Source organism: Embleya sp. NPDC127516 (genome assembly GCF_044765325.1).
GTDB lineage: Bacteria > Actinomycetota > Actinomycetes > Streptomycetales > Streptomycetaceae > Embleya.
The window spans coordinates 337,554-358,905 of the sequence record NZ_JBIWJT010000011.1 but is presented as its reverse complement, the minus strand read 5'-3'; the positions used below and the strand labels follow the sequence as shown (position 1 = coordinate 358,905).

Here is a 21,352-nt window from a genome sequence, read left to right as displayed (position 1 = left end):
CCGAGCGAGGCACCGCTTTTTCTTGGAGGAGCGAAGCGGGGGAAAGAAAAAGCGGTGCCTCGCGAGCCGGCGACGAAGTCGCCCAACAAACAGCATCGCCTCACCCACGACTCCGCCCCGCCACCCCACGCCCCCACCCACGACCCACGACCCACCCCACCCCTTCGCGAGCCGCCGACGAAGTCGCCCAATCAACACAGCCGGACCCGGTCCTCCGCACCGGATCCGGCCGCGCTTTCCTCGTCCAAGGCGACCACGGTGTGCGTATCACGCCCGGACGAAGTCTCGATCCCCGTCAGGCCCCGTACTTGGCCCGGAAGTGCGGGATGACCTTCTCGCCCCAGATCCGGATCGTCTCCATGCAGTCCTCTTGCGGGATCGTGCCCATCTGGATCAGGCACATGATCTCGTCCGCACCCGCGTCGATCAGCTTCTGCACGTAGCCGATCGCGTCCTCCGCCGTCCCGTAGGCGTGGTTGATGTTGTACGTCGCGGTCGCGTTCACCGTGACCGGGATCTTCGCCTCGTGCAGCATCGCGACCTGCTGCTCGGCGGCCTCGTTGATGATCGCCACCTCGTCCCGGCCCTCGACCACGGCCTCGTCCGGGATGCCGGACTTGCCGCCGGAGAACCAGTGCGCGATCGACTGCGCGAAGAAGCGCTGACCGCGCGCGCCGACCTGACGGGCGCGGGCGCCGTCCTCGGAGACGATCGTCGGACACAGCGCGACCAGGTGGTCGTTGGTCACCGTGGACACGAACCGCTCGCCGGTGCGCTCCTTGATCGCGTCCCGGTAGATCTGGTTGAGGTTCGCCACCTCCTCGGGACCGGCGAAGCCGAGCACCAGCGCGCCGACGCCGTACTCCGCCGCCTCGACCAGGCTCGGCTGCTTGCTGCAGGCCAGGAACAGCGGCGGGTGCGGGGTCTGCACCGGGCGCGGCAGGATCGGGTGCGAGCCCTCGATGTCGAGCACGTCGCCGTGCCATTCGAGCTCGTCCCGCTGCCACGCGGCGCCGATGATCCGCAGCGCCTCCTCGACCTGGGCCTTGGTCTGCTCGATGTCCACGCCGCACAGCGTGGACTCCTGGAGCGTGCCGCCCCGGGCCGCGCCCACGTCGAGCCGCCCGCCGGAGAGCGTGTCGAGCATGCCGATCCGCTCGGCGACCCGGGCCGGGTGGTTGAAGTTGAACGGCATGCAGACCGCGCCGTGCGCGATCCGGATCCGGCTGGTCCGCGCGGCGACCCAGGTCAGGAAGATCTCCGGCGCGCTCATGTGTGAGTACCACTTGGTCGAGTGGTGCTCGACGGCCCAGATCCGGTCGAAGCCCATCTGCTCGGCGTATACGGCCTGATCCACGGAGTTGAGGATGACCTCGCGCTCGTGTTCCGCCGTGGGGTTGGCCATCTGGGCTTCGAAGATCATCGAGAACTGCATGCCGTACTCCTGGTGCGCGTGGCGTGGAATACTTCAATTAGATATATGACGACCAGTCAGGTCAATAGCCGGCTGACGTAGAATCAGAAAAAGTTGACGCGTACCGAACGCGCACCGATGGAGGCCACGATGACGGGGGATCCGCTCCCGAAGCTGCCCGCTACCGCGTGGGCCGTGCTCGGCCTCTTGTCGTTCCCGGGCGAGCGCTCCGGCTACGACCTCAAGAAGTGGGCCGACGCTTCCCTGCGCTTCTTCTACTGGAGCCCGGCGCTGAGCCAGATCTACAGCGAGCTCAAGCGCCTGGAGCAGCTCGGCTTCGCCGTCTCGCGCATCGCCTCCCAGGACGAACTGCGCAACAAGCGGCTCTACCGGATCACCGATTCCGGTCAGGAGGCGCTGGCCACCTGGGCCCGGGACACCCCGGCCGGGCCGCCGGTGCTCAAGCACGGCGTCGCGCTCCGGGTCTGGCTCGGCCACCTCAGCGAGCCCGAGGAGCTGCGCAAGACCCTGGTGGAGCACCGCGACTACGCGGCGACCACGCTGGACGAGGTGCGCGCGAGCGAGGATTCGGCACAGGACCGCTGGCCGTTCCCGGCCCTGGTGCTCAAGTGGAGCGAGCGCTACTGGCAGGCCGAGCGTGATCTCGCCGACGGCATGCTCGCCGATCTGGAGGAGCTGTACCGCAAACAGGCGGGCGAGGAGTGAGCGCCCGCCTCACCGGCGGGCGCACATGAAAAAACGATCCAGGAGTCGAGGGGCGGCGCCCGTCGGGGCGCCGCCGACTCCGAGATCGTCCTGGTCGTGCGTGGCTCAGTCGTCGTCGCCGATGACCGGCTCGGGCAGGGTGCCGGCGTTGTGCTCCAACAACCGCCATCCGCGTACGCCCGGGCCCAGCACCGACCAGCAGCAGTTGGACAGCGCGCCCAGCGCGCCCCAGGTCTCCCGGGGCAGGCCCAGCAGCGCGCCGAGTCCGCAACGGATCGCGCCGCCGTGCGAGACCACCACCAGCGTGCCGTCCTCCGGCAGCTTCTCCACCGCGAGGTCGATCGCCTGAGCCATCCGGTCGGCGACCTCGCTCTCCAGTTCGCCGCCGCCGCGTCGCACCGGCTCACCGCGCCGCCAGGCGGCGAACTGCTCCGGGAAGGTCTCCTCGATCTCCCGGTTGGTCAACCCCTGCCACTCCCCCGCGTACGTCTCGCGCAGCGCGGGATCCAGCGTCACCGGGACGTCGACGAGCCGGGCCAGTTCGGCGGCCGTGTCCACCGCGCGGATCAGGTCCGAGGCGATGATCGCGTCCGGACGCAGCGCGGCGAGCAGCCGGGCCGAGCGCCGGGCCTGGCCCAGGCCCGCCTCGGTCAGCGGGATGTCGGTCTGGCCCTGGAAGCGCCGCTCGACGTTCCACGTGGTCTGGCCGTGCCGCCACAGCAGGACACGGCGCCCCTTCCCGCTCAGAGCGCGCCCTCCGCCGCCTCGGCGGCCTTGGCCTGCTCGTTGCCGAGCCGCACCGCTTCCGGCAGTTCGATCCGCGGGCAGTCCTTCCACAGCTTCTCGAGCGAGTAGTAGGCCCGCTCCTCGGCGTGCTGGACGTGCACCACGATGTCGATGTAGTCGAGGAGGATCCAGCGCCCTTCGCGCTCGCCCTCGCGCCGGACCGGCTTGGCGCCGAGCCCGCGCAACGCTTCCTCGACCTCGTCCATGATCGCCTTGACCTGGCGGTCGTTGGACGCGGAGGCGAGCACGAACACGTCGGTGATCGTGACGACCTCGCTCACGTCGTAGGCGACGACGTCGGTGGCGAGCTTCTCTGCACATGCCACGGCAGCCGCGGTGGCGAGCTCCAGGGCGTAGGGGGTTGCGGTCACGATTCGCTTCCTGCGGACGACAAGGGGATTACCGTTCAGGGTCTCACACGCGGGGCCTCGGACGGCCACCCGTTATTTCGCGGATCCCACGGCGGTCACCCGCCCGGGCACGCCGCGGTCGTCCCCGAACCGGGAATCGGGAACGACCGCGGCGACGGCTACGGCTTGTCCGGGTTGTAGTCCTGGCCGAGCGTGACCACCACGTCGGCGAGCATCTCGCCGGTGGCCTTCTTCACCGCCGTCGCCGGCAGGGCCAGGGTCAGCGCCACCTGTTCCGCGTCCGCCTTTCGGGCGTCGTCGGCGTACTGCACGGTCGACGTCGGCTGCGTGCGCTTGGCCGAGGCACCGCCCGGAACGTACGTGACGCCCGCGTTGAGCAGCCGCGCCTGCGCGTCCGGACCGGAGGCGGGCTTGCCGCTCGCGTCCTCCACCATGACCCGGGCCGGGCCCGCCTCGACCTTGCCCTGGCGCACCGTGCCGCCGAGCAGCTCGCGCACGATGGGCAGCGCCGCGGCGGTGTCCAGGATGCCGTCCGCGGAGACCGGGAGGGCCCGGACCTGCATCTGCTTCGCCTGGGTGGCCTTGGCCAGGTTGGCGAGCAGGACGCTGAGCTTGTCGTCCGGCAACGAGGGGTCGGGCACGTTGGCCATGTTGGCCAGCAGCGACAGGACCGCGTCCGGCTGGGTCGGGAACGCGGTCAGCAGGCCCTGGAGGACCCGGCCGAACCGATCGCCGACCACCGCGGGCGCCTCGTTGGGCTGCTTGTAGCCGGCGAAGGCCAGCGCCGCGACGCCGTTCGCGGGATTGCGGCCCTGTCCGACCAGCACCTTGCCGTCCGGGCCCTTGACCTCGACATCGGCGTTGAGTTGGATGCCGCCGGCCAGGTCGACCAGGCCCTGCAGGACCGGCTCCGAGATCACCCACGAGCCGTCCAGCCTGACGCCGAGCAGGTCGGACAGCGCGTCCCGGGACGCGCCCGGGCCCTCGTCCGCCATCAGCTGACCGAGCGGGAAGGAGCTGTTGTCGGAGTTGACGATGGTGACCGAGGACACGCTGACCATGGAGGCGGTGTTCTTCGCCGGGTCGACCGTGAGCAGCACGTTGGCGGCGGCCTTGCCGTCCTTGGCGCGCAGTTGCACCAGCACGCCGCCGTTCTTGCCCGGGGCCGCGACCGACTTCTCGTCGCGCATCCAGGTGTCCCACGCGAAGTACCCGCCGACCCCGAGCAGGGCCACCGCGAGCACCACCGCGAGCGCGATCAGCCGCTGCCGGATCGCCCGACGCTTCTCGTCCCGGCGCTCGGAGCGGGTCTCGGCGAAGGACAGCCAGTCGATGACGTCCTCGGCCTGCTCGCTCTCGTCGTCGACGAACGCGAACTCGTCCGAGCCGTAACCGGGTCGGCCCGGTCGGCCTGGACCCGGCTTGCGCGTCCTGGGCGGCGGCACCCGGCCGTCGTCGGTGGAGGCCGCGGACCGGCCGGACCCGGACCCGCGTTCGGCCGAAGTCGAGGCCGAGGACGAGGGCGTGGGCGACGGCGAAGCCGTGGCCGCGCCGGTCGCCTCCGACCGCGAGCGGGCCGGCCGGGCCGGGCGCACCGGGATCGAGCCCGCCGCGATCCCGGTCGAGGCCGGGTCCGTTCCGGCCGACGGCAGCGGCGCGGCGGGACCGGGCGCGGGCTCGGGTCGGCTACCGGGCACCACAGGCGGCGCGGGAGGTGCGGCGGGCTGCTCGTAGTACGCCGTGGGCTGCTGCTGTTCGTAGTAGCCCTGCTGCGGGTCGGCGAACCCGCCCCGACCGCCCTGCGGCGGATATGCCTCGGCCGGTCGACCCGTCGGGTCGTAGCCGTTGGGGTCGTACGCGTTGGGGTCGTAGGCGTTGGGGTCGTAGCCGCCCTGGCCCGCGCCGCCGGTGCCGTAGCCGTTCGGGTCGTACGTCCCCGCGCCGGTGCCCGGGTCGTACGCGCTCGGCTCGTAGCCGGTCGACTCGTAGCCGCCCGGTGCGTAGGTCCCGGGCGGATACGCGTTCGGGTCGTAGGCGTTCGGGTCGTACGGGTACTGCTGTTGTGGAGCGAAGTACACCGGCTCCAGCCCCTGCGGACCCGACCCCGGCGCCGCCGGCGGCTGCGGGTCGTATCCCGTGAAGCCGCCGTCGGGCGCGTACGAGCCGTATCCCGGCTGTTGCCCCTGGACCTGTCCGCCGTCGCCTCGTTCGGTGCCGTACGGCTCCTGCGCCTGTCCGCCGTCCCCTTGCTCGGTGCCGTAAGGCTCCCACTCGCGCCGGTCGTCGTTGCTCACGAAGCTCCCCGGTACAGCCGCCGCTTGCTGATGTATTGGACGACCCCGTCCGGCACCAGGTACCAGACCGGATCACCCCCGGCCACCCTTGCACGGATGTCGGTCGACGAGATGGCCAGCGCGGGGACCTCGACCAGGCTCACGCCCCCGTCCGGGAAACCCGGGTCGGACAGAGTGTGCCCCGGACGGGTGCAACCCACGAAATGCGCGAGCTCGAACATCTCGTGCGCGTTGTGCCAGGAGAAGATCTGGGACAGCGCGTCGGCGCCGGTGATGAAGAATATCTCGGTCCCCTCGGGAGAGGACTCGCGCAGGTCGCGCAGGGTGTCGAGGGTGTACGTCTCGCCCTCGCGGTCGATGTCCACCCGGCTGACCGAGAAGGTCGGGTTGGACGCGGTGGCGATCACCGTCATCAGGTAGCGGTCCTCGGGCGAGGACACGTCCTGCGCGAACTTCTGCCACGGCCGACCGGTCGGCACGAACACCACCTCGTCGAGCCCGAACTGGCCCGCGACCTCGCTCGCGGCGACGAGGTGCCCGTGATGGATGGGATCGAAGGTGCCGCCCATGACACCGACACGTCTGTTCCGCTCGCTCATGGCGCGAGAATCTATCGGTCCCTACTCCTTGACCGCGCCCGAGGTGATGCCCGCGACGATGCGCCGCTGGAAGACCAGCACGAGAACGACGACCGGAATGCTCACCACGACCGACGCCGCGGCGATCGCGGCGGTGGGCTGCTGGAACTGCGACGCGCCGGTGAAGAAGGCCAGCGCGGCGGGCACCGTACGGGAGCTGTTGGTCGAGGTCAGCGACACGGAGAAGACGAAGTCGTTCCAGGCGAAGAAGAACACCAGGATCGCGGTGGTCACCACGGCGGGCACCGCCATCGGCGCGATCACGTAGCGAAACGCCTGCCACGCGGACGCGCCGTCGATCCGCGCGGCGTCCTCCAGGGCCCACGGAATCTGCTTGAAGAACGAGGTCAGCGTCCAGATCGAGAGCGGCATCGTGAAGGAGAGATACGGCAGGATCAGCCCGATCCAGGTGTCGAACAGGCCGATGCGGCGCCACATGTCGAACAGCGGCCCGACCACCGCGATGGTCGGGAACATCGCGATCGCCAGCGCGCCGAGCAGGATCAGCCGTTTGCCCGGGAACTCCATCCGCACGATCGCATACGCGGTGCCGGTCGCGCACGCGACCGCGATCACCGTGGCGATCAGCGAGATGCCGATCGAGTTGCGCAGCGCGTCGGTGAACAGGTCGTTCTTGAAGACGGTCCGGTAGTTCTCCCAACTCCAGGTGGTGGGCAGGAACTTCGCGTTGTTGATGTCGTCGCCGCCCTTGAACGACAGGGACACCATCCAGGCCAGCGGCAGCACGGTGATCGCGATCACCAGGACGGTGACCAGGACACGGGCGCCCTCGCGGGCCGGACTGGGCTGACTCACGCGGGGCTCCCGAGCTTGCTCACGTCGGTACGGAAGAGCTTGATGAACATGAACGCGATCAGCAGGACGCAGGCGAACAGCAGTACCGAGATCGCCGAGCCCAGGCCCAGCGCGGTGCGGCTGACCAATTGCCGATAAGCCAGGAAGGACACCGTCTCGGTGTCGTTGGCACCGCCGGTCATCACGAACACGGAGTCGAAGATCCGAAACGCGTCCATCGTGCGGAACAGCAGCGCGACCAGGATCGCCTGCTTCATGATCGGCAGGGTGACCCGGGTGAGCCGCTGCCACGGTCCCGCGCCGTCCACGCGCGCCGCCTCGTGCACGTCCGAGGAGACCTGGATGAGGCCGCCGAGCAGCAGCAGCGACATGAACGGCGTGGTCTTCCAGATCTCCGAGAGGGCGATCACGAACAGCGCGGTCCAGCGGTGGTCGAACCACGCGATGTCGGTGCCGAACCAGTCGTTGACGAACCCGGTCGAGGGGTCGAACGCGTAGCGCCAGGCGTAGGCGGAGACGACGGTGACGATGCCGTACGGGACGAGCACGATGGTGCGCAGCGTGCGGCGCAGGTGGAGCGCGCGCTGCATCAACTGGGCGAGCCCGAAGCCGATCACGAACTCGACCGAGACGGTCACCACGGTCAGCGCCAGCGTGGTCCACACGTCGGTCCACCACAGCGGGTCCTTGAGCACGACCCAGTAGTTCGACAGGCCCGCGAACGAGTTCGCCTCCGGGGTGGTCAGCCGCTTGTGGAAGAGCGAGAGCCAACCGGCGTCGAGCAGCGGCGCGATCGCGACCAGGATCATGATCAACACGGCGGGCGCGGAGAGCATCCACCCGGTGCGCCGCATGCGCTGGGCGTGATCTCGCTGTTTCCGGGGCTTCTTGTGCCGGGGCGCGGTGCCGGCCGTGGATACCGTGCTCACAGCAGCACCCGGTCGTGCAGGACCCCGGTGATCAGGTCGTCGGTTCTGCGCGGGGCGGTGTTCGGGTCGACGTCCGCGGGCGGGTGGTACATCCGCTGTACGGACGCGGACACGTCGTTGTAGTACGGGGTGCGCGGGCGCGGGCCGGCCTGGTCCAGCGACTCCCTGATCAGGTCGGCCATCGGCAACGCCTCGCGCACGCGCGGGTCGTCGTAGGCGGCGGCCTTGGCCGTGGTCTCCTTCGACTCCAGCATGTAGGTGATCTGGTTCTCCAGCGTGCCCGCGCAGCGCACCGCGCTCACCGCCGCCGCGCTGTGCTTGCCGTACTTGCTGACCCCCAGGGCGATTCCGCCGAACGGCGGCTTGGACGCCTTGCCGGCGTCGGTCTGCGGGTAGCGCGCCCAGCCGTAGTCGTCGAGCACCTCGCGCGAGAGTTGGCCGTCGTCGACCGCCTCGGCCGCGGCGCCGCGCGCGTACGTCCAGTTGACCATGAAGCCGCCCGAGCCGGATTGGAACGTGGTCCTGGTGTCGTCCTCGATCGAGGTGGCCAGGTTGGCCGGGGCGGCGGGGGAGCGGCCCAGCCGGCGCATGACCTCGGCGGCGCGTTTGCCCGAACCGCCCTCCTGGAGCGTGGGTTTGAGGTCGACGCCCTTCTCCACGTCGCGCACGATCGCGCCGCCGGCGCCGGTGACCAGGCCGTTGACCCAGACCGTGATGCCCTCGTAGCGCTTGGCGGGCACCGAGACCGTCTTGCGCGTCTTCTCCGCGGCGGTGATCACCTCGTCCCAGCTCACCGGGCGGCTCAGGTCGAGCCCGGCTGCCGCGGCGACCGACTTGCGGTACCACAGGAGTTGGGTGTTCGCCCGGAACGGGGCGGCGACCAGGCGAGCGCGCCAGACCGAGGACTCCACCGCGCTGCTGAGCATGCCCTCGGTGAGCGCGGCGGCCTCGGCCGGGTCGAACGGGCGCAGGAAGCCCGCCTCGGCGAACTCCGGTACGAAGACCGGGTCGAGCGCCATCACGTCGATCGAGGAGTCCTTGGCGGCCAGCCGCCGGACCAACTGCTCGCGCTGCCCGGACGCGTCGGTGGGCAACACCGAGACCTTGACCCGGTAGGCACCGCCCGACGCCTGGCTGCACCGGTCGGCGAGCTTTTGGTAGGCCCCGTTGTCCGGCGGCACGTACCAGTTGAGCACCGGTGGGCCCGAGCTGCCGCCTCCACACCCGACGACGGAGGCGACCAGCGCGAGCGCGACGGCCCAGAGTCCGCGACGACGCAGCATGTGGTTCACGGGCTCAGCAGATCAAGCAAACCGTTCTTATCGCTTTAATATCCCCCGAATGGTGGCGTGTCGGTACGCCATTCGGACCCACCCGTCCGCCACCACGCGCCGCGGGTCGCCCGTCTCCGGTATCGGAGGCGGGCGGCCCGGGCTTTCGGGCGTTGGGGTGGTGGGCTGGTGCGGGGCCGGGGGCTAGCGTGTCGTGGAGGGGCGTTCAGTCGAGGACCGGGGTCAGCGTCCAGTCGCCGTCGGCCTCGAGTTCGATCAGGCAGGGACCCTTGGGCAGGATCGACTCGCCCTCGTAGTCGCCGATCGCGTTGGCCAGGGTGCCGAGATAGGACTCGTCGCCGCCGTGGTCGGCGAAGGTGCCGACGATGAAGTTTCCGGTACCCCGATGCGTCATCACGAGCACCGTGCGCGGGCCGGCCCAGCGCACCGTCTCCGGGCCGGTGCCGGTCAGCCTCTCGGTCAGCGGCCGGGCCGCCTCCGGGCCGAACAGCCGCACGGTCCACGCGCCGTCGGCCTCGATCTTCAGGCGCGAGGTGCGGCTGCTGCGTTCGTCCACCAACGCCCGGCCGCGGTAGGCGCCGATCGCGTTGGCCAGCAGTTTGTCCGTCTCCAGGTCGGCGTCCAGCGTCCACACCACGAAGTTGTCGGTGCCGCGTCCCTCGAGTTCGACCAGGAAGGGGCCGGCCTCGACCGGGCGGGTGATCGACAGGACCTTGTCGCCGCGTCCCTCGTAGACGCCGGCGGGTGGGGTCTCGCCGGTGGCGGGCGCCGGCAACGGCTCGGCGGGGGCCGGTTCGTGCTCCGCCGGGGAGGGCGCGGCCGGTTCGTCGGCCGATTCGGTCACCGCTTCGGCTGCCACTTCGGCCACCGGCTCGGCAGCGATGGACGCGACCGGCTCCGGTTCCGCTGCCGCCGCCGTGGCGTCGCCGGGCGGCGCGTCGTCGGGGCGCACGTCATCGGGGCGCACGTCCTCGGACGGAGCGTCGGCGGGCTTCGCGTCGGCGGGCTTCGTGTCCTCGGGCTTCGTGTCCTCGGGCTTCGCGTCCTCGGGCTTCGCGTCCTCGGGCTTCGCGTCCTCGGGCTTCGCGTCCTCGGGCTTCGCGTCCTCGGGCTTCGCGTCCTCGGGCTTCCGCTCCTCGGGCGTCGCGCCGCCGGCGGGCGGGTGTACCGCCGCGTCCGTCACCGGCTCCACCGACTCCACCGCGTCCTCGTGCGCCATCACCGCGGCCACGATCAGCGTCTGTTCGGGATCCGCGCCCAGATCGCGCACGAGTTGGTCCACGCCCGCCTCGTAGCCCTGGCCCACCGCGCCGAATCGCCAGCCGTCCCGCCGGTAGACCTCGGCCAGGATCAGCGCACGTTCGCGGGTCAGCTCCGCGACCGGCAGCACGAAGCGTCCGATCTCGCCGTCCGCGCCGAGCAGCCGAAGCAGCGAACCGTCGCCGAACCCCGGCGCCTGCGCACCGACCGCGAACACCAGGCGGTCCACCGCGTCGTCCACGGCGGACAGGTCCACATGGAACTCGGCCGTCCCGGTGCCCCCGGCCACCAGCGCGACCGCACTGATCAGCGACGCCGGCCGGGCCGTACAGACCACGTCCAGGTCCGCCGTGCCCAGGCTGAAGCAGTACGCGGCCAGACCCTCGCCCGACACGTCGAACTCCACCCTGATGGCCGAATCGTCCAGCCTCGTCTTTTCGCCCATCGCGAATGTGCGCATCGGGTCCTCCCCCAGCCGCCCCTGACCTGGCGTCACCTTAACGCGCACGGCAAAGCGCCGGGACGGCAACGGCCGGCCCGGCGATCACGGGAGGTATCGGTGATCCGGATCCCGGGATCCGGATTCGACGACAGGTGCTCAGCGGTCCTTGTTGAACCGCGTCACCACGAACAGCAGGACCAGGAGCACGGCCAGCGCACCGATGCCGGCACCCACCGGGTTCAGGTTTTCGTGCTTGCCGCCTTCGTTGGCCAGCGTGGTGAGGACGGTCGTCGCGTGCGAGGTCATCCGTGGTCAGCCCTTGCGTAGTTTTTGCCGACGTGTGCGCACGACATCGTACGGGCGCCGAGAGCGGGTCGCGCGGCCAGGTTCCGGGGACGACCCTCAGCCCGGGGCTGCGGACGCGCCTAGTCTGGGGGCAGATTGGTCGAGGCTAGGGGGCTGGGTATGCCGGACGACAAGACGATCGAGACCTTCGAGGGGCGCAGGCGATTCCCCGGAATCTCCTCCCGGGCGTACGAACATCCCGCCGACCGCACCGCCCTGGTGGCGATGCGCCGGCTGAGCGGGTTCGACACGGTACTCAAGCAGATGTCGGGCATGGTGTCCGAACGGGCCATCCGGCTCGCCTTCCTCGCGGGCTCGGTGCGCGCGGGCGAGCAGCAGTTCCGCCGGTTGCACGAGATGGTCCGCGAGTCCGCGTACATCCTGGACCTGCCCGCCGTGCCCGAGTTGTACATCACCCAGGACCCGCAGCCGAACGCGATGGCGATCGGCATGGACAAGCCGTTCATCGTGGTCACCTCGGGCCTGGTCGAGTTGCTCGACGACGACGAGATGCGCACCGTGATCGGGCACGAGACCGGGCACATCCTGTCCGGGCACGCGGTGTACCGCACGATGTTGCTGATCCTGACCCGGTTCGCCTCGGCGCTGTCCGGGATCCCGCTCGGCTCGCTGGGCGTGCACGCGATCATCACCGCGTTGCAGGAGTGGTTCCGAAAGTCCGAACTGTCCTGCGACCGTGCGGGTCTGCTGGTCGGGCAGGACCCCGAGGTGTCGATGCGCGCGCTGATGAAGGTGGCCGGCGGCTCGCAGTTGCACGAGATGAGCACGGACGCGTTCCTGGAGCAGGCCGCCGAGTACGAGGGCGCCGGCGACCTGCGCGACAGCGTGCTCAAGTTGATGAACCTGCTGGGCCGTTCGCACCCGTTCCCGGTGGTCCGGGTGGCCGCGCTGCGCAAGTGGGCGGACGGCGAGGAGTACGCGCGAATCCTCGCGGGCGAGTACCCGCGTCGTGCGGACGACCCGAACGCGTCGGTGCGCGAGGAGGCCAAGGCCTCGGCGAACGCCTACCGCGAGTCGGTACGCACCACCACCGACCCGTTGTTCGGCCTGCTCCGCGACCTCGCCGACGGCGCGGCGGACGCCGGCGGCAAGCTGCGCGACAAGTTCACCGGCCGCCGCGAAGAACCGGGCGCGGCCTCGACGAACAACAGTGGTGGTGGTGGCGGCGGCGCCTGACCACCCGTCAGGGCAGCCCGAGCAGCCGGGCACATGTGCCGGCGGAGGCCGAGCGGAACGGATCCACCTGCTCGGCCGCCGGCGGCGCGTCGGTCGGCGCCGGACCGGTGAACGAGGGCCGGAACCACAGCGAACCGTCCACGTCGCAACCCTGCGGGCCGGCCACGGTCAGGATCCGCCGCACCTGGAGCAGGCCGTCGCGCAACATCGACGAGTTCAGGTGGAAGTCCCACACCCGGTGCAGCACGAAGCGGGTCCACCCCGGGCCGCCGACCTGCGCCACCGCGTAGACGAACACCACGTCGGCGGTGACCACCAGATCCGCGCGCGCGTGTTCGGCGGCGGCGAGCGTGCCCTTGACCCGTATCGGCGCGTCCAGAACCTTGACCGCGGTCGGATCGAATCGGGTGATCCACCCGGTGGGCGCGAACGTGTCGTCGTCGCGCGGGGCGATCAGCGCCGCGCCGAGCTGATCGCGCTGCTCGGCGCGCAGCAGCGGCAGCGCGGCCCACGGCCGACCGCCCGCGAGCACGGTCGGGTCGAGCTGGGTGCCCACCACGAACTCGCGGACCAGGTTCAGGGCCTGACCCACCCGCGCGGCCGAGAAGTGCGCCGTCGCGCGGGGCTCACCGACCACGATCCCGGCCGCGCCCTGTGCCCAACTCGCTGCCGGGCCGGCCGACATCGGGTCGGCGGGCAGCGGACCCGGCGCGTAACCCACCGGCGGCAGCAGCGCGACCCGATGCAGTACCGCCGGACCGATCTCCAACCGCGGCCCGGGCACGGCGGCCCGCCGGGCGCCCAGAAAGCTCGCGCCGCCGATCACCGACAACACGAGTAACGCACCCAGAGCGCCGCGCAGCGTGCGCACCCGCACGCCGAACACCCGGCGCTGCCGGTGCGGTCGCTTGCCCCCGTGGATCCGCTCGCGTGCCGACGGCTCGTGCAGTCCCGCCGCGCGCACGAAGGTCGCGTCGAAGACGACGGCGCTGAACTCGTCCTCGCCGTCGGGCCCACCCCGGTTCGGGCCTTCGGGGGGCACTCCCCGTCCGGACATACTCCCAGCTTAGGTCGCCCGCGAGCGGGTGCATACGTACCCGGACAAGGGGTTGCGACCGGGGCTCAGCCGGGTCCCGAACGGGCCGCGGCGGGCACCGAGGGAACCGGTGCGGACCCGTCCGCGGCGCCGGAGTCACCGGGCGGAACGGTGATCCGCACCTGCGACGTGTCCTGTCCGGGCAGCGGCGCGAACACCGGGTTGTTGTCCGTCGTCGCGCTCCGGCCCGAGTCCACCGACGGCTGCCGGGGAGCGGTGGGGCCCTGTGAGGATCCGCTGCGGTAGACGGCGGTCACCGCCATCGCCACCACGCCGACGCCCATCAGCAGGGCCAGCACCCAGGCCACGCCGCGCCGCCAGCGTGCGCCCCGCGCCCGGGCCCACGGCTCGCCCGCGAACCAGGTCGGCACGTGCGGCAACATCGGGCCGGGGTCGGAGGAGGAAACGGTGCGGGCCCGCCACGGGTCCTCGCCGTCGGGTGGATACGTCCCGTCGTCGAACCAGTCGGAACGCTCGGCCTGTTCGGCCTTCTTGTCGGTCCGCTCGGGCGCGGCCGGTGTGGGTGTCGGCGCAGGATCGACCGCCGCACCACGCTCGTTCGCCGAGGGCTCGTGTACGCGGGCGGCGCGCACGAACGACTCGTCGAAGACGACGGAGGAGAGCTCGTCCTCCGAGAACTCGGGAAAATCTGGGCCGTCCGGGAACTCTGGCCCTGGTGATTCGGGCACTCCTAGACAGTATTACCGCAGGCACCCCGATGGATACCGAATCATCGGACCGGTCGGCGGCCCGAGGACGATCGAAGTCGCCCCGGGCTGCCGATCCCGGATCGGAAGCGCGTCGGACCGTCGCCGCGGCGAGCACTCGGAAGCGCACACGACCGTCGCCGCCGAGCACTCGGAGTGCCTGTGGCCGTCGCCGGCGAGCACTCAGGAGCGCACGTGGCCGTCGCCGGTGACCACGTACTTCGTGCTGGTCAGCTCGGGCAGACCCATCGGGCCGCGCGCGTGCAGCTTCTGCGTGGAGATGCCGATCTCCGCGCCGAAGCCGAACTGGCCGCCGTCGGTGAACCGGGTCGACGCGTTGACCATGACCGCGGTCGAGTCGACCAGGCTGACGAACTCGCGGGCCGCGGCCTGCGACGTGGTGACGATCGCCTCGGTGTGCCCGGAGCTGTGCCGGCGGATGTGCGCGACCGCGTCGTGCAGCGAGGGCACCACGGCGGCGGCGATGTCGTACGACAGGTATTCGGTGTCCCAGTCGGCGTCGACGGCGGGCACCACGTCGGCCGAGTACCCCTGCACCGCGGCGTCGCCGTGCACGGTGACGCCGGCGTCCTTGAGGGCGGCCAGCGCGAGCGGCACGAACGCGTCCGCCACGTCCCGGTGCACCAGCAGCGTCTCGGCCGAGTTGCACACGCTGACCCGGTGCGCCTTGGAGTTGACCAGGATGTTCACCGCCATCTCCAGGTCCGTCTGCGCGTCGACGTAGACGTGGCAGTTGCCCACGCCGGTCTCGATCACCGGCACGGTGGAGCCCTCGACCACGGTCCGGATCAGGCCGGCGCCGCCGCGCGGGATCAGCACGTCCACCAGACCGCGCGCGGTCATCAGCTCCTTCACCGAGTCGTGCGTCTCGCCCGGCACCAACTGGATCGCGTCGGCGGGCAGCCCGGCCGCGACGATCGCGTCACGCATCACCGCGACGATCGCGGTGTTCGACCGGTAGGCGGACGAGGAGCCGCGCAGGAGCACCGCGTTGCCCGACTTCAGGCACAGCGCGGCGCCGTCCACGGTGACGTTGGGGCGGGCCTCGTAGATGATCCCGACCACGCCGAGCGGCACCCGCACCTGGCGCAGTTCGAGACCGTTGGGCAGGGTCGAGCCGCGCAGCACCTCGCCGACCGGATCCGGCAGGCCGACCACGTCGCGTACGTCGGAGGCGATCGCGGCGATCCGCTCGTCGGTCAGGGTCAACCGGTCGATCATCGCCTCACCGGTGCCGTTGGCTCGGGCCCGCTCGACGTCCTCGGTGTTGGCGACCACGATCTCGGCCGAGCGGGCCACGAGCGCGTCGGCGAGCGCGAGCAGCGCGTCGTCCTTGGCCCGGCGGGTCAGTGGCGCGAGGACGGCGGCGGCCTCCCGGGCGCGACGGGCGGTGTCGAGGACTGCGGAGGCTTCGCTGCTGGTCATACCGGCAAGCCTACCTAGGCGCATCGATGATCAACACGAGGATTTCAGCGGTCGAGACGCTTCCGCCCGGCGGCCGTGCCGGACACAATGACGCCTTCACGTGCTGCACAGAGGCAAGGAGCCATCCGTGACCGCTGTACAGGCCCGCCGGCACGGCGTCGCCGACCTGCTCGCGCGCACCGCCGCCCGCCTCCCGCATCGGCTCGCGATCGTGGCGGGCGAGCTGCGCCAAACCTACGCCGAACTCGACGACACCGTCTCGAAGGCCGCCGGCGCGCTCGCCGCGCGCGGCATCGGCAAGGGCGACCGGGTGGTCCTGCTCGCCCGCAACTCGCACGGCTTCGCGGTCGCCTACTTCGCGCTGGCCCGGCTCGGCGCGATCTCGGTCCCGGTCAACTTCATGCTCACCGCGCCCGAGGTCGGCTACGTCCTGGAGCACGCGGGCGCGACCGCCGTCCTGGCCGGCCCCGAGCTGACCGACACCGCCGACGCGGCGTTGGCCGGCCGCGACGCGCTACGCGTGGTGTTCGGCCCGGCGGCCCCGGGCTGGGAACCGTTCGCGGCACTGCTCGCCGAGGGCGGCCCGGTGCCGGAGCTCGAACTGGACGACGACGATCCGGTGCAGATCATGTACACCTCCGGCACCGAGTCCCGCCCCAAGGGCGCGGTGATGACCAGCCGCAATCTGATCGCGCAGTACGCGACCGCGATCATCGACGGCGGGATGGCCGCCGACGACGTGGAGATCCACGCGCTGCCGCTCTACCACTGCGCGCAACTGCACTGCTTCCTGACCCCGGACGTCTACCTCGGCGCGACCTCGATCATCCTGCCCGCGCCGGATCCGGCCACGCTGCTCGCCACCGTCGAAGGCGAGCGGGTGACCAAGCTGTTCTGCCCGCCGACCGTGTGGATCGCGCTGCTGCGACACCGCGACTTCGACACGCGCGACCTGTCCAGTCTGCGCAAGGGCTACTACGGCGCGGCCGCGATGCCGGTCGAGGTGCTGGCGGAACTGCGGCGTCGGCTACCGGAGTTGCGGCTGTACAACTTCTACGGCCAGACCGAGATGTCGCCGGTCGCCACCATCCTGGGCCCGGACGAGCAGGAGCGGAAGGCCGGATCGGCCGGGCGCGCGGGGCTGAACGTGCAGACCATCGTGGTCGACGAGCAGGACCGGCCGGTGCCGCCCGGCGAGGTCGGCGAGATCGTGCACCGGGGCCCGCACACCATGCTGGGCTATTGGAACGACCCCGAGCGCACCGCCGAGGCATTCCGCGGCGGCTGGTTCCACAGCGGCGACCTCGGTGTACTCGACGACGAGGGCTACCTCACGGTCGTCGACCGCAAAAAGGACATGGTCAAGACCGGCGGCGAAAACGTGGCGGGCCGCGAAGTGGAAGAAACCATCCACACCCACCCCGCCGTAGCCGAAGCCGCGGTCTTCGGCGTCCCGCACCCCTACTGGATCGAAGCCGTAACCGCCGTAGTAGTCCCCCGCCCCGGCGAAGCAATCACCCAAGACCAGGTAATCAACCACTGCAAAGCCCACCTCGCAGGCTTCAAGGTCCCCAAATACGTAGTAATCGCCGATTCCCTCCCCAAAAACCCAAGCGGCAAAATCCTCAAACGCCAACTCCGCGAACAACACGCGACCCTGTCCACCACCACCCCCTGACCCACCCAGCCCTCCAGCCCGGCCGGCGCTTGAGGCCACTCAGCCCGTGCGGCGCATGAGCACACCAGCCCGGCCGGCGTTTGAGGCCACTCAGCCCGGCCGGCGTTTGAGGCCAAATAGCCCGGCCGGCGCTTGAGGCCACTCAGCCCGGCCGGCGCTCGAGGCCACTCAGCCCGTGCGGCGCTTGAGCACACCAGCCCGGCCGGCGTTTGAGGCCACTCAGCCCGGCCGGCGTTTGAGGCCACTCAGCCCGGCCGGCGCTTGAGGCCAACCTCAGCCCGTGCGGCGCTTGAGCACACCAGCCCGGCCGGCGCTTGAGGCCAACCCAAACCGGCTCACCCATGCCAAGACCGCCAAAGCGCAGCATACGCACCGTCCGCCGCGATCAACTCCCGGTGACTCCCCAGCTCCGTGATCCGCCCGCCCTCCACCACCGCAACCCGATCCGCGTCATGCGCCGTATACAACCGGTGCGCGATGGCAATCACCGTCCGCCCCGAGATCACCGCGCCCAACGACCGCTCCAGGTGCCGCGCCGCCCGAGGATCGATCAGCGAGGTCGCCTCATCCAGCACCAACGTGTGCGGATCGGCCAACACCAACCGGGCCAGCGCCAACTGTTGCGCCTGCGGCGCGGTCAACTCGTGCCCCTTCGGCCCGACTTGGGTGTCCACACCGGCCGGCAACCCCGCCACCCAGTCCGCGTCGACCGCACGCAACGCGGCCACCACCTCGTCGTCGGAGGCGGTCTCCCGGGCCAACAGCAGGTTGTCCCGCAACGTGCCCCGGAAGACGTGGTGCTCCTGCGTCACCAACGCGACCCGGCCGCGCAGTTCGTCCAGCGGCAGGCCCACCAGCGGCACCCCGCCCACCCGCACGTCGCCGGAGGTCGGCGCGTTGACCCCGGCCAACAACCGCCCCAGCGTGGATTTCCCGGCCCCGCTGGGCCCCACCACCGCGATCCGCTCGCCCGGCTCGATGGTCAGGTCGATCCCGTGCAGCACCTCACGGCCCGCCGAGTACGCGAACCGCACGTCGCGCGCGGTCAGCGTCTCGTCCACCGGCTTCGTGTCGGTGGGTTCGCGATCCGAAGGCACGTCCGCCACACCCAGCAGCCGGGCCAGCGAGGCCGCCGAGATCTGCACCTCGTCCAGCCAGTTCAGCAACTCGTCCATCGGGCCGATGATCAGTTGCACGTACAACACCGCGGTCGCCACCTCGCCGAGCGAGGCCCACCCGTGCAGGTACGCCCAGCCGCCGAAGGCCGTGGTGGCCACCACCGGCAACACGTAGCCGAAGTCGACCGCCGGGAACCAGATCGTGCGCAACCACAGCGTGTACCGCTCGGCCGCGTACGCCTGCGCGACGTCCTCGTCACCACGCCGCCGGCGCCGGTCGGCCAGCCGCAGCGCCTCGACCGTGCGCGCACCCTCGACCGTCTCCGCGAGCGAGTCGGTCACCTGCGCCCATGCCGCGTTCTCGCGCAGGTAGCCGGCCGGCGCGCGGCGCAGGTACCAGTACGTGACCGGGATCAGCAGCGGCACCGTGATCAGCAGCGGCAGCACCAGCAGCGGGTTGAGCAGCAACAACCCCACCAGGGTCAGCACGATCGTCACCACCGCGACCAGCACCGACGGCACCGCCCGCCGCGCGGACCGCGACATCGCGGCCACGTCCCGGTTGGCCCGCCCGAGCAGGTCACCGGAGCCGGCCCGCTCGACGGTGGACAGCGGCAGGTCCAGGATCCGGTCCACGAACTCCTCGCGGACCTGCGCGAGCAGCCCCTCGCCGAGCCGCGCCGCGGCCACCGCGGCCTGCCGCACGATCAGGGCCTGGAGCAACAGCGCGCCCGCTATACCCAGGCCCAACAGGTCGATCGTGCGGGTCGGGCTGTCCGCGCGGACCTTCTCGATCAAGACCCCGAGCAGCCGGGGCGCGACCAGACCGGCCACCGCGGCGAGCGCGTAGAACAGCACGGTCAGGATCAGATCCCGACGCCGCTCGCGCAGCAGCCGCACCGCGTGCCGGCCCACCTCGGCGGCCGGCGCGATCGGCAGCAGTTCCCGCGCGCTCACGCGTCCTCCAACTCTTCGTCGTCGACCCGGGTGACCAGTGCGGCGTACCTCGGTTCGCCGGCCAGCAGTTCACGATGCGGACCGACCGCCATGACCTTCCCGTCCTCGATGTAGGCGACCTCGTCCAGCGTGTCCAGGACGAGCGGACTGGTGGTCGCGACCACCGTGGTGCGACCGCGGCGATGGGCGGCGAGCCGGTCCGCGATCCGCGCCTCGGTGTGCGCGTCCACCGCGCTGGTCGGCTCGATCAACACCAGCGTCTGCGGATCCGCGACCAACGCCCGCACCAGCCGCAGGCGTTGCACCTGGCCGCCGGAGAACTCCCGGCCGCGCGCCGCGATCTCGGTGTCCAACCCCTCATCCAGCGCGTCGATCACATCCTCGGCGCAGGCCACCCGCACCGCCGCCGCCAGATCACCCGTTTCGCCGTCACCCGGCGTCAGTTCGCGGCGCAGCGGCCCGGAGAACAGGCCCGCGTCGTGGTGCGCGACCAGGATCCGCGCACGCACGTCGGCGAGCGCGAGGTCGGCCAGCGGCACGTTGCCGTAGAGCACGTCGGCGTCCTCGTAGCGGCCGAGCCGATCGGCGAGCGCGGGCGCGTCCTGCGGGTCCTCGCAGGCGATGCCCAGCAGCGTGCCGGGCCGGACCACCAGGCCCGAGCGCCGGTCCACCAGGTCGCCGGACGGCGGCCACGCGGCGGGTTCGGCGGCGTCGTTCACGCCCGGTTCCAGGGCCAGCACGCGAGTGACCCGCCGGGCCGCGACGTGGCCGCGCACGATCCGGTCGGCGGCCTCGGTGAGGGTGGAGAGCGGCACGGTCAGGAACGCCGCGTAGCCGTAGAAGGACACCATCTGACCGACCGTCAGTCGCCCGTCCAGCGCGAACCGGGCGGCCAGCCAGGTGCCGAACGCGACGAAGAAGCCGGGTACCAGGAACTGCGCCGCCTCCAGCAGGGATTCGACCCGGGCGGTACGCACGCCGGCCACCCGCAACTGTTGCGACTCGCGCCGGTAGCGGGCGCCGAAGGTGCGCTCGCCGCCGATCCCGCGCAGCACCCGCAGGCCGGAGGCGATGTCCACGGCCCGATCGGCCAGGCCGGTCTGCAACTCGCGGTAGTCGTTCTGGCGTCGGTGCAGCGGGCGCAGCAGCAGCGAGACCAGGCCCATCAGCAGCGGCACGCCGATCAGCACGAGCAGGCCCAGCGGCACCGACATGTTCAGCAGCACCACCGCGACCACGCCGAGCGTGACGACCGACGCGCAGCCGCGGGCGGTGATGTCCAGCATCGAGCCGATCGCGTCCACGTCCGAGGTGCCCACGCCGACCACCTCGCCGGAGGCGATCCGGCGTTGGAGCGCGGCACCGAGCCGGGACGCGTGCCGGGTCACCAGTTGGATCGTGCGAAACGCGCCGTCCAGGAAGTTGGCGACCGCGTTGCGGTGGCGCATGATCCCGGTGAAGCCGATCAGGACCGCGATGCCCAACAGCGCGCCGGACCACCCGAGCAGTCCCCGCTCGTCGCGCTCCTCGATCGCGTCGATCGCACGGCCGACCGCGGCGGGCATCAGCGCCTGCGCGACCATCCACACCGACGCCCACAGGATGCCCATGGTGATCGTCCGGCGACAACGAGCGGCGAGCCAGATCAGGAATCGGCCCGCCGACCGGATATCGGGATCGCCGGGGTCGGCGACGGGAAACGTACGCATTGTCCCGCGACGCTAACGCGCGAGAGTTTTTCGGGCCACGCATTATTCGCCGACACCCACGCCGACACGCGGCCCGAACGGCCCGAAATCGGCCCGGGACGAGACCCGGTCCCGCCGCCGGGCGCAGGCCG

18 protein-coding genes are annotated in these 21,352 nt (G+C 71.2%); 3 read left to right on the top strand and 15 right to left on the bottom strand.

What is annotated here, in order from left to right; genetic code table 11:
* Positions 1-295 precede the first annotated feature (295 nt).
* A complete protein-coding gene (locus ACIRL2_RS23425) occupies positions 296-1,435 on the bottom strand; it encodes an LLM class flavin-dependent oxidoreductase (RefSeq protein ID WP_395862830.1) in 1,140 nt (379 codons plus the stop codon).
* Between the two features lie 129 nt (positions 1,436-1,564).
* Between ACIRL2_RS23425 and ACIRL2_RS23420 the strand changes: the two genes are divergently transcribed.
* Positions 1,565-2,140 (top strand): helix-turn-helix transcriptional regulator, encoded by a 576-nt coding sequence (locus ACIRL2_RS23420; RefSeq protein ID WP_395862832.1) that lies wholly within the window; start codon positions 1,565-1,567, stop codon positions 2,138-2,140.
* Positions 2,141-2,245: 105 nt separating this feature from the next.
* Here the strand turns inward: ACIRL2_RS23420 and ACIRL2_RS23415 are convergent, their stop codons facing one another.
* The 9 genes from ACIRL2_RS23415 to ACIRL2_RS23375 form a co-directional block, all read right to left on the bottom strand.
* Positions 2,246-2,887 (bottom strand): histidine phosphatase family protein, encoded by a 642-nt coding sequence (locus ACIRL2_RS23415; protein ID WP_395863453.1) that lies wholly within the window; start codon positions 2,885-2,887, stop codon positions 2,246-2,248.
* Positions 2,884-3,297, bottom strand: coding sequence for a ribosome silencing factor (gene rsfS, locus ACIRL2_RS23410; RefSeq protein ID WP_402234310.1), 414 nt, complete (start codon positions 3,295-3,297; stop codon positions 2,884-2,886). Before rsfS ends, ACIRL2_RS23415 begins: the two co-directional genes overlap by 4 nt.
* Before the next feature lie 158 nt (positions 3,298-3,455).
* Positions 3,456-5,591, bottom strand: coding sequence for an LCP family protein (locus ACIRL2_RS23405; protein ID WP_402234309.1), 2,136 nt, complete (start codon positions 5,589-5,591; stop codon positions 3,456-3,458).
* A complete protein-coding gene (gene nadD / locus ACIRL2_RS23400) occupies positions 5,588-6,190 on the bottom strand; it encodes a nicotinate-nucleotide adenylyltransferase (protein ID WP_395862838.1) in 603 nt (200 codons plus the stop codon). The genes ACIRL2_RS23405 and nadD overlap by 4 nt, the downstream gene beginning before the upstream one ends.
* 21 nt (positions 6,191-6,211) lie before the next feature.
* Complete coding sequence (locus tag ACIRL2_RS23395; protein ID WP_395862840.1) at positions 6,212-7,045, bottom strand: carbohydrate ABC transporter permease; 834 nt, start codon at positions 7,043-7,045, stop codon at positions 6,212-6,214.
* Positions 7,042-7,974, bottom strand: coding sequence for a carbohydrate ABC transporter permease (locus ACIRL2_RS23390; RefSeq protein ID WP_402234307.1), 933 nt, complete (start codon positions 7,972-7,974; stop codon positions 7,042-7,044). Before ACIRL2_RS23390 ends, ACIRL2_RS23395 begins: the two co-directional genes overlap by 4 nt.
* A complete protein-coding gene (locus tag ACIRL2_RS23385) occupies positions 7,971-9,257 on the bottom strand; it encodes an extracellular solute-binding protein (protein ID WP_402234321.1) in 1,287 nt (428 codons plus the stop codon). The genes ACIRL2_RS23390 and ACIRL2_RS23385 overlap by 4 nt, the downstream gene beginning before the upstream one ends.
* 214 nt (positions 9,258-9,471) lie before the next feature.
* Positions 9,472-10,986, bottom strand: a complete 1,515-nt coding sequence (locus tag ACIRL2_RS23380; protein WP_402234305.1) for a TerD family protein — start codon at positions 10,984-10,986, stop codon at positions 9,472-9,474.
* Between the two features lie 138 nt (positions 10,987-11,124).
* Positions 11,125-11,274, bottom strand: a complete 150-nt coding sequence (locus ACIRL2_RS23375) for a hypothetical protein (protein ID WP_395862883.1) — start codon at positions 11,272-11,274, stop codon at positions 11,125-11,127.
* 159 nt (positions 11,275-11,433) lie between these two features.
* Between ACIRL2_RS23375 and ACIRL2_RS23370 the strand changes: the two genes are divergently transcribed.
* Positions 11,434-12,510: a M48 family metallopeptidase gene (locus ACIRL2_RS23370; RefSeq protein WP_402234303.1), complete on the top strand. Its 1,077-nt coding sequence runs from the start codon at positions 11,434-11,436 to the stop codon at positions 12,508-12,510.
* 7 nt (positions 12,511-12,517) lie between these two features.
* Here ACIRL2_RS23370 and ACIRL2_RS23365 read toward each other — a convergent pair whose 3' ends face one another.
* From ACIRL2_RS23365 to ACIRL2_RS23355, 3 genes are all read right to left on the bottom strand, one after another.
* The gene (locus ACIRL2_RS23365) at positions 12,518-13,567 is read right to left on the bottom strand and encodes a hypothetical protein (protein ID WP_402234301.1); all 1,050 of its coding nucleotides are present in this window, start codon (positions 13,565-13,567) and stop codon (positions 12,518-12,520) included.
* 65 nt (positions 13,568-13,632) lie between these two features.
* A complete protein-coding gene (locus ACIRL2_RS23360; protein ID WP_395862889.1) occupies positions 13,633-14,295 on the bottom strand; it encodes a hypothetical protein in 663 nt (220 codons plus the stop codon).
* Positions 14,296-14,496: 201 nt separating this feature from the next.
* Entirely contained in the window at positions 14,497-15,759 is a 1,263-nt protein-coding gene (locus ACIRL2_RS23355; protein ID WP_395862890.1) for a glutamate-5-semialdehyde dehydrogenase, read from the bottom strand.
* Positions 15,760-15,886: 127 nt separating this feature from the next.
* Between ACIRL2_RS23355 and ACIRL2_RS23350 the strand changes: the two genes are divergently transcribed.
* Entirely contained in the window at positions 15,887-17,437 is a 1,551-nt protein-coding gene (locus tag ACIRL2_RS23350; RefSeq protein ID WP_402234298.1) for a fatty acyl-CoA synthetase, read from the top strand.
* Positions 17,438-17,772: 335 nt separating this feature from the next.
* On the opposite strand, the gene ACIRL2_RS23345 is transcribed toward ACIRL2_RS23350, so the two are convergent.
* Positions 17,773-19,512 (bottom strand): ABC transporter ATP-binding protein, encoded by a 1,740-nt coding sequence (locus tag ACIRL2_RS23345; protein ID WP_402234297.1) that lies wholly within the window; start codon positions 19,510-19,512, stop codon positions 17,773-17,775.
* Positions 19,509-21,221 (bottom strand): ABC transporter transmembrane domain-containing protein, encoded by a 1,713-nt coding sequence (locus ACIRL2_RS23340; protein ID WP_402234295.1) that lies wholly within the window; start codon positions 21,219-21,221, stop codon positions 19,509-19,511. Before ACIRL2_RS23340 ends, ACIRL2_RS23345 begins: the two co-directional genes overlap by 4 nt.
* Positions 21,222-21,352: the final 131 nt, after the last annotated feature.